Origin of the sequence: Candidatus Enterococcus huntleyi (assembly GCF_009933175.1) — a bacterium.
GTDB lineage: Bacteria > Bacillota > Bacilli > Lactobacillales > Enterococcaceae > Enterococcus_K > Enterococcus_K huntleyi.
Genome location: NZ_MAEJ01000010.1, coordinates 58,117 through 73,291, shown reverse-complemented (window position 1 = coordinate 73,291; position 15,175 = coordinate 58,117). Strand labels below are relative to the sequence as shown.

The following is a 15,175-nucleotide window of genomic DNA, read 5'->3' as shown; positions in this document are numbered from 1 at the left end:
AAAATAAAAATAAATGTCGAAAAATAGAAAAAGAGTTATCCACAATTTCGTGAAAAAACTTTAATTGAGTGTTTAAAAATTTTTTCTCCTGTTTTTAGAGTTGTGGATAACTAAGGGTTTAATTCTTTTGATTTTTATTATATTGGTGTTGAAAAAAAGAAAGGTACAGAAATTCCCAAATATTAATTTAGTTTATTTACTTTAACAATTTAGATAGTTGGTACTTAATACTTTATTCTATAGGAGATAAAATTGATAATTTATTATCGGAAACCTGTGAAACACTTGATTTACAAGGATTTTAAGGGAATAAATAGTGACATGTTGAAAAGTGTAAAGGTACAAAAATATCCCGTTTAAGAACAAAAAAGTTCAATTAAAATACAAAAATTCCCGCTAAAGAATCAAGAATTCCCAGTAAAAGTACAAGAATTCCCAGAAAGGTACAAAAATTCCCTAGTGTACAGAAATTCCCATAGGTTGCTTAGGTAGCTGATCTGTTTGGTACAAAAATTCCCATCATAATGCAGAACAGGCAGCTTATCAAAAATACAAAAAATCCCGTATCGTGATAGAGCGGATTTAGGACAAATTGGCTTAAATAGGGGATGTTCATCCATTTTTTACGTTAAAAGTACAAAAAATCCCCTGGATTTAGCGAATAAAATATCGGATTTTTGAGAAAAGGTACAAAAATTCCCAGAATAAAATACAGATTTTCCCATCAAAGGTACAAAAAATCCCGTAAAATGTGTGGGATTTTTTGTACTTTTAGATAAATCAGCAGAATGTACAGAAATTCCCATCAAAAGTACAAAAATATCCAACAAGTGTATCTATAGAAATTTTGGAAGTTGTTAGGTACAATTGTATTTGTGTCTGGAGGGGCAATATGAATAAGTTAAGTTTTCCACATAAACAACATAATTTCCACATTGCTAAGTCGAATAAGCTTTTACGAGAGGGTCGGAATGATCTGAGTAAAAAAGCATTTATCATTAGTGAGTTCTTAATTTCAAATATCAAGCCTGAAGATACTGGATTTAGTACAGTTGAAGTTAGCGTGAATGAATTGAATGAAATTCTGGGTTTTCCTAATGAAGGCGGAAAAGCAATCCAAAACACCAAAGAGGCGATTCTTGAATTGGGATCAAAAGCCTGGTGGTGGGTGGAATACGATGAAAAAAAGAATACAAAGGGCATTAAACCTAAGAAGAAAGAATCTTTGATGCGGTGGCTCGATAAGGCAGAGTTGATTGATAATAATACGTATCATCTAAAATTATCAGAAGTACTAACTCCTTATCTCATTCAGTTGAAAAACCAAGGGAATTATACCCAGTATCAACTTTATGATGTAGTGAATTTGGGTACCGAGAGTAAAGCTGCATTGCAACTATATGGGTATTTGCGCTCCTATGCATTCCAGGGTGAGGTTGAAATCACTGTGGAAATTTTGCGTGAGCTTTTAGATAAACATGTGGATGCTACAGGAAATGAGATTCGTTGGGCAACGGTTAATCGTGATATCAAAAAAGCGATTGAAGTGATCAATAAAAAGACGCTGCTAAAGGTTGATTATATTGCAAAAAAATCGGGACGGAAAACAACTGCGCTTGTCTTCTTTTTGGAATTGAAAGAAACGAAAGTCATCAATGAAGAAGAGCCTGCGTCGATTGAAAATAATAAAGGGTTGATAAAAGCCGAGTTCGAAAAAATTTGGCGTAATTATCCGAAGAAGACCAATAAAGTTTCTGGGGAAAAATATTTCCTTCAAGCGATTGATGAAGGAATAGATATTGAAGTAATCAAAACAGGTATTTTGAATTATTCTCAGTATGTCGAAGAAAATGAGATTGATTTTAAATATGTTCTTTCTGGCGGCAACTTTTTCAAAAATAAACGCTGGGAAGATGAATGGCCAATTAATCATGTAGAGGTAGAGGAAACGGCAATTTTTTCGCCTGACTTTGAGGAGTTATGGACCATTTATCCGAAAAAGGCGGACAAAGAAAAAGCCTTTATGGCGTTTGACAAGTTGATGATTGAGCATTTAGATGAATATAGTTTAATCAGAAATGGCGTGTTTCGCTACCGTCGATTTGTAAATCAAGAGAAAAAAAATCTGGGTACTGTGTTGGACTTCAAGGTATTTTTGGAAAAAAGAGAATACTTGAGTAAGTGGAAAGTTAAAGGCCAAAAAGAGAATTTACCTTCTTGGTTTTATGATGATTTACCGAGCAGACCTCATGAGTTAACAGAAGAAGAATGGAAAAATGAGCAGATTCAGCGATTGAATCAGAAATTGCCGACGACAACATTCGATGAAGCTTGTGCTCAGAGAGTCAAAGAACAGAAAGAATGGGAAGAAAAAATTCTGAGAAAGCTTTGATTTCTTATAACGCAAGAGGAAGAAATAGTTCTGTGTTCATTGTATTGGAAAACTGTATTAATTAATAAATCCATAAACCCGACAATAAAAATTGTCGGGTTTGTTTTATCCACTTCTTCGAAAATGATTAAAATTGAAAATAAAATGAATTTTCATGAATGTGCTTATAATGTTGAGAAAACATAAATGAAAATCTAAATTTTTATGAAATCATTTCGCTAAACAAAATTTTTGAAGTGTGTTATACTTCGTTTGTTACAACTTATAAAACTGTATCAATAAAAATGGATATATTTGTACTTTTAAAAAAAGAAGGCTAGTAAATTAGCTGTAAAGAAAGAAGTAATACAGATGAGTAAAATGATAAAACAGGGATCAGACCAAATCGTTGACAGTTTGAAAAATCATGCGGTTCCTTATATTTTTGGGATTCCAGGTGCTAAAATTGATGGTGTTTTTAACGCATTGAAGGATGATGGACCAGAGTTGATTGTCACACGACATGAACAAAATGCGGCATTTATGGCTCAGGCTGTAGGCCGGATTACTGGGGAACCTGGGCTGGTTATTGCAACAAGTGGACCGGGCGCTAGTAATTTAGCAACGGGCTTAGTCACAGCTACTGCCGAAGGGGATCCAGTGCTAGCCATTGGGGGTCAAGTGAAGCGTGGCGATTTATCAAAATTAACCCATCAAAGTATGAACAATGCGGCTTTGTTTGCGCCTATTACTAAATATAGTGTGGAAGTCCAAGACCCAGAGAATCTTTCTGAAATTTTTGCAAATGCCTACCGAATAGCGAAAGCTTCAAAAAAAGGGGCAAGCTTTATTAGTATTCCTCAAGATGTTGTCGATGCACCGGTTACAAGTGCTGCCATAAAACCATTGAGCGAGCCTAAATTAGGTTCTGCTTCAGTAGAAACAATCCAAGAACTCGCAGAGAAGATAAAAGAAGCAAAATTGCCAGTGTTGTTAGTCGGAATGCGTGCTTCCAGTGTTAACGAATCAGTCGCTATCCGTGAATTAGTTAGTCAAACGCAACTCCCAGTTGTTGAGACATTCCAAGCTGCTGGAGTTATTTCTAGAAAATTAGAAGATCACTTCTTTGGACGAGTTGGTTTGTTTAGAAATCAACCAGGGGATATGTTATTAAAACGAAGTGATTTGGTGATTGCGGTAGGCTATGATCCGATTGAATATGAAGCGCGTAACTGGAATAAAGAGAAGGATGCTCATATCGTTGTAATCGATGAAATCCCAGCAGAAATTGATCAATATCTGCAGCCTGAATCGGAACTTATTGGAAATATCGCAGCGACATTGCATTCTTTAACGGCAGAAATTGGGACGTATCAATTAGCGGAAGATTCGCTAGCTTACCTAGCAACTTTACAGGAAAAATTAACAGAAAGAGATTTCTTCGAACCAAAAGAAGAAACCGGGGAGCTACATCCATTAGAAGTCATTCGGACGCTACAAGAAAAAGTAACCGACGAGATGACGGTCACAGTGGATGTCGGCAGCCATTATATTTGGATGGCCCGTCATTTTAGAAGCTACGAACCTCGTCATTTGTTATTTAGTAATGGTATGCAGACTTTAGGTGTCGCTTTACCGTGGGCGATCGCAGCCGCATTGGTTCGTCCGAATACGCAAATTATTTCTGTATCTGGCGATGGGGGCTTCCTATTTTCAGCACAGGATTTGGAAACTGCGGTGAGAAAGAATTTGAATATTGTTCATTTAATCTGGAATGATGGGCATTATAATATGGTCGAGTTTCAGGAAAAAATGAAGTATAACCAATCATCAGGTGTCGATTTTGGCCCCGTTGATTTTGTGAAATACGCAGAGGCTTTCGGTGCAAAAGGAATTCGAGTAACTTCAGCAGCTGAGTTATCAAAAGCCATTCAAGAAGGAATTGAGACTCAAGGGCCTGTAATTATTGATATCCCGATTGATTATCGTGACAATGAAAAATTAGGAGAAACAATTTTACCAGACCAATTTTATTAAAAAGCGAGGGATAAGTCATGAGCAAGACTACTTTATATCAACATGGCACATTGGGCGCCCTAATGGCGGGCTTGATGGATGGCACAGAGGAGTTAGCGAATGTGCTGAAGCTGGGGGATTTAGGAATCGGCACGTTGCACGGACTGGATGGAGAATTAATTATTCTAGGTGACAAGGGCTATCAAGGGAAAGCGGATGGCACACTCGTTGAATTGACAGGAGAAGAGCTTGTTCCGTATGCGGCTGTGACACAATTTGAAGCGGAAGAAACAATTTCTGTTGAAGAGAAGCTTTCAAGTACAGCAGTGAAAGAAAAGCTGATTCATCTGATGAAGAGTCAAAATATTTTCAGTGCGATAAAAATTTCCGGTGAATTTTCACGTATGCATATTCGGATTATGCCAAAACAAGAAAAACCTTATAAACGTTTAGTGGAAGTTTCGGCGAATCAACCTGAATTTACGAAAGAAAATATCGAGGGAACAATCGTCGGTTTTTACACACCAGAATTATTTCAAGGCGTGGCAGCTGCCGGATTCCATCTACATTTCTTAGATGAGGCACAGACTTTCGGCGGCCATATTTTAGACTTTGATATGCTCAAAGGTGAGATAGAAGTTTCAGGGATGGATGTCTTGGCTCAACACTTTCCAACAGCGGATCGAACATTTCTAGAAACAGAGATTGATTACGCCGACTTAGCACAAGAAATTGAACGTGCGGAAGGTTCGAAATAATTGGGGATGAAAGTTCCTTCTATCAAAAGAAGTTAGATTTGATAGAAGGACTTTTTTTATTGTCATCTACAGATAAGGATAGGGAATAAAAAAATTCAATATAGTGCGTAAGTAAGTAGCAAAAAAACGAGGCTAACGGTAAGGTTCGTATGTATTCGATATTATTTGTTCGACAGAAAATAGTTGATACCAGATGCAATTAATAGACCAGCAACTAATAATACGAATACAATTGAGCCAAAAAATAGTAGGTTAGCTCGCATTTCTTGTTTTGAAAAATAATAGACAAATGCAATTCCTATTAAAAGAACAACAATTAGTAAGAGCCCAATTTTCTTATAGTTCATTTTAATTCCTTCTTTCTTTTTTTGTTTGGTACATGTTTATACTACTCTTTATCACCGTTGAAACACTAGCAATTATCAATTGCAACAAGGAAATTTTCCGTTGCTAAACGAATTCAAACACCGTATTATATAACTAAAGTGAATATATGTGTTTAAGGAGATTTTATTTTGAAAATTGGTAATCGAATAAAGACAGAGAGAAAGAAGCGGAATATTTCACAGCAGCAACTTGCTGATTATCTAAATATTTCAAGACAAGCTGTTTCGAGATGGGAAAATGATATCTCTTTACCAGACCTGAATACCTTATTTTTAATTGCTAAGTATTTTGACCTCACGTTAGATCATTTTACGGAAGATAGTAGTATAGAACGATCAGAGGAATCAGACAAAGAGGTTGGAGAAAAAAATATTCGGGATAGAGCAATTGAAGAGGCAACACCCTACATAATTGTATTAACTGTTATCATAACGATGATTGTATTATTGCCATCTAAGGTAGGGGTGCCCATATTATTTTTTGGGTCGATAATTGTAATCTTTTTTGTTTCTTGTTTACTCATTTATTATATTATAAAGAATTATTTATCTCGGGAATAAAGGATGACTGTTTCTCCTTATCAGAAAGAGTATTTGTAAAATTAAAGATAGGGACAAATTGGACGCAGATAGAATCAGTTTGGCTCTTAAGGCTAGCTCAATGATGGATGAAATAAGTAAGATAATCTGAGCATAGAGTGAAAAAGTATAGTGCTGTTGATTTTCTGATGAGTCAACTATACTTGAAGATAGGGATTAAGAAATTTAGATAGACTGATGAGTGATTTTTTGCTGTTTGAAATGGAGGAAACAATGAAAATTGCGATTAAAACAAATCAAGAGCAAACATATCAGGAGCTGAGGAATCAAATTAATGAGGTGATTCCTGATGCGGAGTGTTTTTTCTCGAATAGCCAACAAACTGATCGCTGCGAATTATTATTGGTCATGCAGGATTTACTGACGGAAAATTGGTTGATGTATTCTGCCGAGTGGCTGACACAGAGAGATTATCTACAAATTGCCTTAGTTGAAAAAGAAGACGCGGCAAGTATTGTCGATTATTTAGAGCAAGGGGCGGATTTTGTCTGGGTGTGGCCAGCTAATTTAGAAGAATTGATCAGGCGAATTGCTGTTTTACAGCTTTGGAAGAAGCGAGACGATGTCGATCGAAAATTTGTGTTCAATGCCGGTGAATTAGTTATCTTGAATGAAACCAAACAAGTCTTTTTCCGGGATAGCGAAATAAATCTGACTTCATCGGAATTCCAAATTTTATTACGATTGGCTGAGCATCCATTTCGAATTTATTCCAGAGATGATTTATTGTTATTAATTGGCAATGATTCTGGCATGAATCGGGTAGTTGATACGCATATTAAAAACCTGAGAAAAAAGATGGAGATTGATCCTAGAAATCCTAGATATATTCAAACGGTTCATGGCCGAGGGTATCGCTTTGGGATTAAGAGAACTGAAGGATGAGTGATGCGTAGATACGCGAGCTTCAGATAGATGAGACAATAAAAATAGAAAGAAGTGGTGGAGTAATGGCCTGGAAAAATCAAGAGCAGAAGATAAAAGCATATGAAATTTTGTTGCAACAACAAGAAGGATTACTGGAGATTGAATCGAACTGGTTAGCAAATTTAAGCAATTCTTCCGCGTTATTAAACGAGACGTTACCAGAAACAGTTTTTGCTGGATACTATCTTTTTGATGAGGGAGAACTGATCTTGGGTCCTTTTCAAGGGCGAGTTTCTTGTACAAGAATTAAGCTAGGTAAAGGAGTTTGTGGAGAGTCCGCTGAAAAAAGAGAAACTATGATTGTGGCAAATGTGAAAGAGCACGAGAACTATATTTCCTGTGACTCTGCAGCCATGTCTGAGATTGTCGTGCCTATGATTCATGAGGATCAGTTGGTCGGGGTGCTGGATATTGATAGCGGTGTTGTCGGAAGTTATGATGAAGTCGATAAAGAATTTTTGGAAGCCTATGTCAAGCTTTTGTTGAATCATTGATAAAGGTGAGGGGAAACTAAGTAGTATGCTATGAACATCATTTATATAAAAAAAGGGGGATGACAAGAATTTTTGCCAGACCTCCTTTTTTTTGCCTAGAAATAAGCTGGGTTTCAATTAATATGAAGAAAACAGAAACCATCAACCATGTTTGGATTACAATTAGAGGATTAGCTTATTATCTAATTGATGAAACCCGTAGATAGGCGTCAAAGTATTTTCATAGGAATACATGAGTTGAAATGTTTTGTAAAGCATCAGTTTTGTATAGACTTCCTTCATAGGGAGGGGCGTTGCAGCCTGCTGAAAGTTAAAAATTAAGCGTGTTTCCTGAACCTCGATGGCTGCTAAGGGAATGAAGGTTTCTTTTTTTTGAAGAAAGACTCCTTCGTAATTATCGGAGATAGTTGGAATAACGATGGCTGTCAAAAAATCATTTGCACGCATAAAAATCCTCCTCTTTTTTCTCTGAAATCAGTATATCAGAGAGGACCAGAAACGACTACGATTTATCAGAGAGAATTGGCCTAAGTAGATTGAAGCCTGGTTTCAAATGAAGCCATTCAAATAATCGGAGTGACTGGCAAAAAACAACTGGGAATTTTTGTATTTTTGATAAAATTGGAAGAAATAGACAAGAGATAAGTAGAGTGGTGGAGGCCCGTGTTAGAGAAGGAACCGTTACAGAAAATGACACGAAAGAGACAAGAGTGCCAGTTTGATTAGGCAAATTCTTGTCTCTTGATTTTTTTATTTTAGGACCGCTAGAGCAAGGGCTTTTTGAATTTCATTAACATTTTTATCTTTACTAAACTGAAGAGATTCCGCAGGTTCAACACCGCCAGAAATCCATAGTTTCAGTTCAGCATCTAAATCAAAATGTCCAGAGGTCTCGATACTAAATCGAGAGATACTCTTGTAAGGAATTGATTTGTAGCTGACCTTTTTCCCGGTAATTCCTTGTTTATCGACGATAATCAGACGATACTCTGTAAAAACAATTAGATCGCGGACGAATTTGTAGGCTAAATCAACTCTTTCGCCAGGCATCAAGACATTTTCAAGTTGCTTTTCAGCTTTCTCTTGTTTAAGACTAGACGCATTTTCCATTAAACCATTGAATAGACCCATATTACTTACCTCCTATTTCTGTTTGTACTCTTAGTGTAGGGGAAGAGATGAGAATTGAAAAGGCTTATTTTTAGATTAATTGGGCAAGCAAACACTTTTTTTGTCAAAGGAATATGAGGGTTTCGAAAAAATTGTTTAAAAAAACTGAATCCGTGCATTTCCTAGTTAATTAGGCTTTGGGTTTTAAGGATTTAGCCTGTTTGCTTTTTTTCAAACAGGCTTACAGCAATTGTTTACTCTTTGGGTAACGACTTTGTTCGAACTCATACATAATTTTTGTTTTTCCTGCCACTCGATAATTCCGAACAACAAGCTGTCCTTTTGTATTGGGCTTGCCGATAACGGTAATCGACATTTGTTCTGCCACTTCAGCTAAAAAAGTCAAGGAATGGACAGCAATCAGGCAGTTAATCTTTTGCGTATTTGTTTGAAGAGTGAAGCGAACAAGTGGTTGTTGCGCGTAGCTAAGGATTTTAATTTTGCTTACGGTTCCGGTCAAATAGGTCATTATTAGCCCTCCTCTAGCCATTCTTGGTCAACATCTGGCTCTTGATAATTGTTTGCTTCATCTGATTCGAATACGTCAAAGTCTGACCATTTTTTGGTTTCTATTAATTGAATATGACGAATATCTTCCCAAAAAATGGCTGTTTCATCGATGAGTAGGCTTTCTTCTTGAAACTGCCCTGAAAAAAATCCTTCGATAGACTCAAGTGGGCGCCCAAATTCATCTCGTTTGTTTAATTGGATACTGACTGCTTTTGTTTTTAAAAATGCTAGGGTCAGCACATCATTAATTTCCTCTAAACTCATTCGTGGGAGTAGAGGGATGTTTTTTGTTGCCTCTGCGTGATTCTTCTCAATACTTGAAGCTAGCTCATCTAACGCGAAAGCTGTGACCCATTTTAAAAAGCCACGGTCGTGATAGTCATTGTACTCAGAAAATTCTTTTTTCGTTCGATTTCTTGTCACTGTCTTCACCTTCTATTCCAGCCATTCCGCCCGCATGTCCACCGACCAAACTACTTCTAGCAATTGCTCGCCCACCGTCCAGCAAACTATTGGCATGAATTAAACTTTTAAAACCGTAACGACGTCGAATAGTATCTACCGCTCGATCTGTTGTAATCTGTTTGACTTGTTCTTCAGGTTCAGAAAATAAATCGAGTTGAATGCTATCTGTAAAAATGAGCTTCGAACAACCGACAGAAATGTTTCGGACATCTTGATTTTTATAATAGCGTCGAAAAATAAGTAGTAGGTTATCGGCTAATTGTTTACTACTCGCAGTGGGCGGAATTTTCATTTGATGATGAAAACCGCTCTTGCCGGAGGCATCAACATAGCCTAAAGAAAAGCCTATCCAGAGGGAAATAGCTTGTGTTTGCGCATGAATGCGGCGTAACCGTGTCGCCACTTGATCCGCCATTTCTTTAATAACCAATTCAATTTCATTTTTTCTTGTATAGTCTTTGTGTAAGACCTGAGAGTTACCAATTGATTGTTCTTTGGACTTGATTTTCTTGCCTAAAAAGCTGCGGTCAATCCCCCAAGCATGGGCATAGAGTTGAGCGCCTAGCACGCCAAATTTTTCTTTTAAATCGTAATAGTTTGTATGAGCTAACTCATCAATCGTGCGTATCCCCATACGATTGAGTGACTTGGCTGTACGGTGACCAATTCCCCAAAAATCAGTCAATTTTTGGATTTTCCAAAGTTTTTTCGGCACATCTTCGTAGCGCCATTCAGCCTTCATTCTTTTTGTATGCTTGGCTTCATTATCTAAGGCTAACTTTGCTAGTAAAGGATTGTCGCCAATTCCAATGGATGTGTAAATTCCAGTTTTTTTATACACATCAATTTGGATTTTTTTAGCTAACTCATAAGCCGTCTGACAGCCAAAAAGTTGAAGTGAGTTCGTAATGTCTAGAAAAGATTCGTCAACTGAGTAGACATGATGATTTTCTTCATCGGTATAGCTTTTGTAAATATTGTTGATGTCTCGATTCTTTTGCATGTAGAGCTTCATACGAGGGGCAGCAATCACTAAGTCACTAGGATAAGGATAAGGGAGATCACGAGCACGACTGACATTCGTGATATTATAGGCTTTTTTTGCCATAGGGGAAGAAGCTAAAATTAAACCACTTCCGCGTTCAGTTGGACTGTCACTGGGATAAGACATCACGACGAGTTTGGCAGTTAGTGGATCTAAATTACGTGCAGCACACTCCACAGAGGCATAGAAACTTCTACAATCAATGCACAGAATATCTCTGCTCGGTTCTTTTGAATAATCGAAAAGCAGATCTGTGTTATACATATCAAATCACCTCAATGAAATTATACGAACGTTTGTTCGATTTGTAAAGCGAACAAACCCTAAAAATTTTATTTTTTTAAAGCAAGCAGAAACGGAGTCGTGAACTTATCGCTGAATAAACGAGGCAGATAGGCATAGACAGGAGTATCAACAGATAAAAATCCTCGTAAGAAAGACCACTCACCAGTTGCGAGAAGTATTTCTTACGAGGATTCTTAGTTAGATCCGCAGTCACAAATTCTTAGTCATAAAGTAATAGTGATAGATTAACGGTCACAAAAATCTTAGTCATAAAGTAGAGGTATTGATGAGCCACAACGTGAATGGTAGGATTCGAACCTACACCTCAAACAGCTGAGAATAAACCGTCGTTAGTTCTCAATAAAGAGTGATAACACCACGTTCATTCACGAAAGAGTGAGAGACAGCGAATGAGCCACTCCCACCTAAATACGTTAGATAATTACTCTTCCGATAATAATCGAATACCGATTTATCAGAGTGAATAATTTCTTATCTAATGTAGGTATAGCTTAACGGATGAAACTTAAATCAACTGTAAAAAAGGCTAAAGAAAATCCTAAGAGTGTGTGAAGTAAATAAGAAGAAATTGCAGAAAAGTCATGTAAAATGAACAGAGAAAAAGGCGATGAGGAAAGAGAGAATAAAAGACTCCACAAAAGACAGGTACGCCGTTTGTGAAGTCTTACTACTAGTTAAAGCAGTCCTATACTACTGTCGAGTCAATGTTATAAGTGTAACTCATTTTTTCTGAAGGCAATCATTTCTTGGATTAAGGTGCGAGGCAATGGTTTTGTGTAAGGAAACTGTACCGCGCCTTTACTCGTCTTATAAGGCGAAAGGGCCTCTGAAAAAGCTGAGATGGCAGACGGAGTAGGGTAAAAGCCGAGATGTTTTTTCATGCCAGCAAAATGCACGATATTTTCTCCTTGATGAAAGGTGGGCATCCCGTAGCTCATTTTTTCTGTTGCGTCAGGTAACGTCTCTTTGGCGATTTGATAGATAATTTCTAGATATTCTTGTTGTTCAGCAGGCGCTGATTTGATGTAGTCTGTGATGATAGTCAATGGAAATCCCTCCTAATGTGCAGTGCGTAATGATTTGATTAAAATGAATTCGATTGTTCAGCTTGAAGTATACGTAGGTAAAGAAGCTACGTCAACTGTTTGAGTGATTTGTATCTATGGCTGTTGTCATAGTTTGAAAAAAGAGAATGAGTGTGAATAGAAAAAGAGCTCTTTTGGATATACCAAAGTGTGCTCAATCAGAGTTGATCTTACAAGATTTTGTATTAGTATTGTATAAATAGAATGTATATTTTGGGGAATTAAAAGTGGCTTAACAGGTGGCTACCAAAGTGGCTTAAATTTCTCTTCAAAGTAGTGCAAATCAGTGTAAACTTTTGGATACTAAGAAATGTCGAAATCATATAATTTTACCTTCCATTTCTGTTTTTTTAAAATGATAAAAATCAGAAAAACTATCAGAAACGTTAATATAACAACGTTTATAGCGTATTCATTGTCCTTTCAGTCACTGTATTTTCGAAAAAAAAAGAAGCCATCTCAAACCACTGTAACCAGTGATTTCAAACGACTTCAAACTCTCAATGGAGACGGCGGGAGTCGAACCCGCGTCCAAACATATTGCCACTTCAACTTCTACGCTCATAGTCATACTATTAAAGTTTCGCTCGGTTGTCTGCCGCATGACAGGCGTCAAACATCGCTAGTCTGATGAGCTCTTCTAAATTTTACAGACGGAAAAATTTAGCGTATCCCACTTAAGTTTGAGACCCTTACTCGAGCACATGGGCGATACCGAGAGGATCTACGCTAACTGTTTTTAGGCAGCTAAAGCGTAAGTGTTATTATTGTTTTTAGCAGTTATATTTAACTGTAACGTTTTAGCGTAGACGTAACCTACGAAGCGCAATTCAAGCTCAACTATGCCTGTCGAATCCGTAACGTCCCCGTATATAAGGGGGTTACTTCATAATTGTTGCTAAATTATTGTAACACAAATAGTAAAATATGTGTAGTGAAAGCGTCGCAGATGTGAAAAGGATTGATTGATCTGGGACTCTGCACGCTACAGATTAGTATTCGATTAAAGTAAATGAAGTTGTTCTAAAAAAAAGTGCGTTCTAGTGTCTAGTCCAATCTTCATATGCTACACTGTGGTTAACGGTATGAGGAACGATACTCCTATGGGCACTACAATTTACATACCGCACCTTGTGACCACGCAAGGTGTTTTTTTGTCTTTTTTTCTACAGTAAGAAAGATAAAACAGTTCCCCAAAATAGCATGAGGAAAACAAAGAGTAGTCGCCAAATTTGATAAGATTTTAATTCGATTCTTTTCATATGAATTCCCTCCATATTAGATAGTCTACACGGAAATTATTGTCTTTTATTAATGATTTCCCTAAGTTTATCTAAAGGTTGGCTGCCGAAGTCCTTGTTGATGAATGAGAGTAGTACTAGCAAATAATTGTAGATTAAATTGAGTGAAATTATTGTTAGTTATTTGATTTTTAAGTCATGGTTATAAGATTTTTTCAGAATACAAAGTGAGACTGATAAGAAACTACGGCATAAAAGTAGTTTTTTATCAGTCTCATGTTTCATTATAAACTTTGTATTTATTTAGATGCGACTCTAAAAATGAATTTAATGGAACTGAAAACTAAATAACTTTGATTCATTTAGGCCTTATTGCAGATGGATTAGTCTGGCTAGTATTTTAAGAGTTATAAAAAAAATTAAATAGCATTCTCAACAATTGCACCCATTCTAATTAAGTTTTCTAAAAAAGCATGTTTGGCAATTGGTTTTAACAATACAAATGGCAAATGTAGAGAATTATCATCATCTAGATAAAGAGTTTGTCGGATTTCCGTTTCCTGATTGCTTGTCACAAGTGCGAACATCACTTTATAAGAGATACGATCTCCAGCCACTTTGTAAACAATAGCCGAATCTTCTTCTAAAAGTGTGAGCAATTCAGATTTATTGAGTGCATTTTTGTTCCTTTCAATTGAATAACCTCCAGTATTTGATACGATATTGATAATTTCTGGATCCCATTTTAATAAATTCATTGGATTCTTTAGAAACTTTTCGTACTTTGTAACAGGAGCCTCACTAGTTAGTACATTAGTAAACATTTTTGTCATCATTTAGATCATCCTTCTTTCATTTGATAATCCTATGGTAGACAATATTTACTTTCTGGGATAATAAGAATTCTTATATATTTTTAAAAATTTTCTCGTGGTATAATTCCTCAAAAATATTACTTCGGTGTCTGGCTTCTGCTAATCCCTCTTCGGAGATAGATTTATCGGTGACTGTAGCTAATAAAAAATATAAATTAGCCAGCATGTAAATTGATTGATGCTGAGTAATGAATGAAATACCTTCGTCAATTGTTGTGGCAGCTGATGAAAAACGACCATTTAGAAAATCACCGTAGGCTTTTAAATAGAATAGAATATTTAAATTTTCTTCGTAAAGTGTATTAGAAATTTGCTCTAAACTCAAATCAGAAAATTTTTTACTAAGAGCTGTTTGCTGCTTTCGAGCGTAAACTAACCCTAACCCTCCTAGTGCTAATCTAGATAAAGTATTGGGCACGCCATTTGATTGATTTTCGGCTAGTACTAACTGAAAGTCGCTTTCACTTGCAGTTAACGTAGGATCAAGATGGTACTCACTACAGCCTAAATAGTAATAGTATGCTTGGTATTCACTGGAGGTATCAATCGATTGTAAAACATTATCACTTGTTAGAAAATCTTTTAATTCTTGGTATTTATGTTGATCACACAAATCTTCAGCGTGTTTACTAAATTCAAAAGAACTGCTTATTTTATAATGATCTTGTAGTACTAATGTATCCGCCTGAATTCCTAATTTTTGACAAAGGCCAATCAATAATTTGCTGTTAGGAATATACTTACCATTTTCAATTGATGAAAGCATTGGCTGTGAACATAAACCTTCACTTAATGCTTTTTGGGAGATATTTTTACTTTTTCTAATTTTTTTCAATGTAATGCCAAAAGTCTGTTTATCCATTGCAACTACCTCCCAAAATAAATACAAATTCAATAGACTGTATTATACTCTCAAAATAATGCTC

General features: G+C 36.3%; 15 protein-coding genes and 1 other RNA gene. 6 read left to right on the top strand and 10 right to left on the bottom strand.

The features are described 5' to 3' along the window. The first annotated feature begins 892 nt into the window (after positions 1 to 892). From BAU15_RS06955 to budA, 3 genes are all read left to right on the top strand, one after another. Positions 893 to 2,392, top strand: a complete 1,500-nt coding sequence (locus BAU15_RS06955) for a replication initiation protein (RefSeq protein WP_161842016.1) — start codon at positions 893 to 895, stop codon at positions 2,390 to 2,392. 351 nt (positions 2,393 to 2,743) lie between these two features. Continuing rightward, entirely contained in the window at positions 2,744 to 4,408 is a 1,665-nt protein-coding gene (alsS, locus tag BAU15_RS06950; protein WP_161842015.1) for an acetolactate synthase AlsS, read from the top strand. Positions 4,409 to 4,425: 17 nt separating this feature from the next. Beyond that, entirely contained in the window at positions 4,426 to 5,145 is a 720-nt protein-coding gene (gene budA / locus BAU15_RS06945) for an acetolactate decarboxylase (RefSeq protein ID WP_161842014.1), read from the top strand. Positions 5,146 to 5,306: 161 nt separating this feature from the next. On the opposite strand, the gene BAU15_RS06940 is transcribed toward budA, so the two are convergent. Continuing rightward, positions 5,307 to 5,492: a hypothetical protein gene (locus BAU15_RS06940; protein WP_161842013.1), complete on the bottom strand. Its 186-nt coding sequence runs from the start codon at positions 5,490 to 5,492 to the stop codon at positions 5,307 to 5,309. Positions 5,493 to 5,660: 168 nt separating this feature from the next. Here BAU15_RS06940 and BAU15_RS06935 point away from each other — a divergent pair, with 168 nt between their 5' ends. The 3 genes from BAU15_RS06935 (at position 5,661) to BAU15_RS06925 (ending at position 7,552) form a co-directional block, all read left to right on the top strand. Further along, positions 5,661 to 6,092: a helix-turn-helix domain-containing protein gene (locus BAU15_RS06935; protein ID WP_161842012.1), complete on the top strand. Its 432-nt coding sequence runs from the start codon at positions 5,661 to 5,663 to the stop codon at positions 6,090 to 6,092. Positions 6,093 to 6,344: 252 nt separating this feature from the next. After that, on the top strand, positions 6,345 to 7,016 hold the full coding sequence (locus tag BAU15_RS06930; RefSeq protein ID WP_161842011.1) for a response regulator transcription factor: 672 nt from the start codon (positions 6,345 to 6,347) through the stop codon (positions 7,014 to 7,016). Between the two features lie 65 nt (positions 7,017 to 7,081). Next, complete coding sequence (locus tag BAU15_RS06925; protein ID WP_161842010.1) at positions 7,082 to 7,552, top strand: GAF domain-containing protein; 471 nt, start codon at positions 7,082 to 7,084, stop codon at positions 7,550 to 7,552. A 162-nt stretch (positions 7,553 to 7,714) separates the two neighbouring features. Here BAU15_RS06925 and BAU15_RS06920 read toward each other — a convergent pair whose 3' ends face one another. The 9 genes from BAU15_RS06920 to BAU15_RS06880 all read right to left on the bottom strand — a co-directional run bounded on the left by BAU15_RS06920 (position 7,715) and on the right by BAU15_RS06880 (position 15,111). Next, a complete protein-coding gene (locus tag BAU15_RS06920) occupies positions 7,715 to 7,999 on the bottom strand; it encodes a hypothetical protein (RefSeq protein WP_161842009.1) in 285 nt (94 codons plus the stop codon). Positions 8,000 to 8,302: 303 nt separating this feature from the next. After that, positions 8,303 to 8,683, bottom strand: a complete 381-nt coding sequence (locus BAU15_RS06915) for a PH domain-containing protein (protein ID WP_161842008.1) — start codon at positions 8,681 to 8,683, stop codon at positions 8,303 to 8,305. Between the two features lie 220 nt (positions 8,684 to 8,903). Beyond that, the gene (locus BAU15_RS06910; protein ID WP_161842007.1) at positions 8,904 to 9,191 is read right to left on the bottom strand and encodes a hypothetical protein; all 288 of its coding nucleotides are present in this window, start codon (positions 9,189 to 9,191) and stop codon (positions 8,904 to 8,906) included. Positions 9,192 to 9,193: 2 nt separating this feature from the next. Further along, positions 9,194 to 9,655, bottom strand: a complete 462-nt coding sequence (locus tag BAU15_RS06905) for a hypothetical protein (RefSeq protein WP_161842006.1) — start codon at positions 9,653 to 9,655, stop codon at positions 9,194 to 9,196. After that, a complete protein-coding gene (locus BAU15_RS06900) occupies positions 9,621 to 11,006 on the bottom strand; it encodes a Y-family DNA polymerase (RefSeq protein ID WP_161842005.1) in 1,386 nt (461 codons plus the stop codon). The genes BAU15_RS06905 and BAU15_RS06900 overlap by 35 nt, the downstream gene beginning before the upstream one ends. A 749-nt stretch (positions 11,007 to 11,755) precedes the next feature. Further along, positions 11,756 to 12,094, bottom strand: coding sequence for an iron chaperone (locus BAU15_RS06895; protein WP_161842004.1), 339 nt, complete (start codon positions 12,092 to 12,094; stop codon positions 11,756 to 11,758). Between the two features lie 540 nt (positions 12,095 to 12,634). Further along, positions 12,635 to 13,001, bottom strand: a transfer-messenger RNA (tmRNA) gene (gene ssrA / locus BAU15_RS06890). Between the two features lie 792 nt (positions 13,002 to 13,793). Next, on the bottom strand, positions 13,794 to 14,210 hold the full coding sequence (locus BAU15_RS06885) for an SRPBCC family protein (protein ID WP_161842003.1): 417 nt from the start codon (positions 14,208 to 14,210) through the stop codon (positions 13,794 to 13,796). A gap of 70 nt (positions 14,211 to 14,280) precedes the next feature. After that, positions 14,281 to 15,111: a helix-turn-helix domain-containing protein gene (locus tag BAU15_RS06880; protein ID WP_161842002.1), complete on the bottom strand. Its 831-nt coding sequence runs from the start codon at positions 15,109 to 15,111 to the stop codon at positions 14,281 to 14,283. Positions 15,112 to 15,175: the final 64 nt, after the last annotated feature.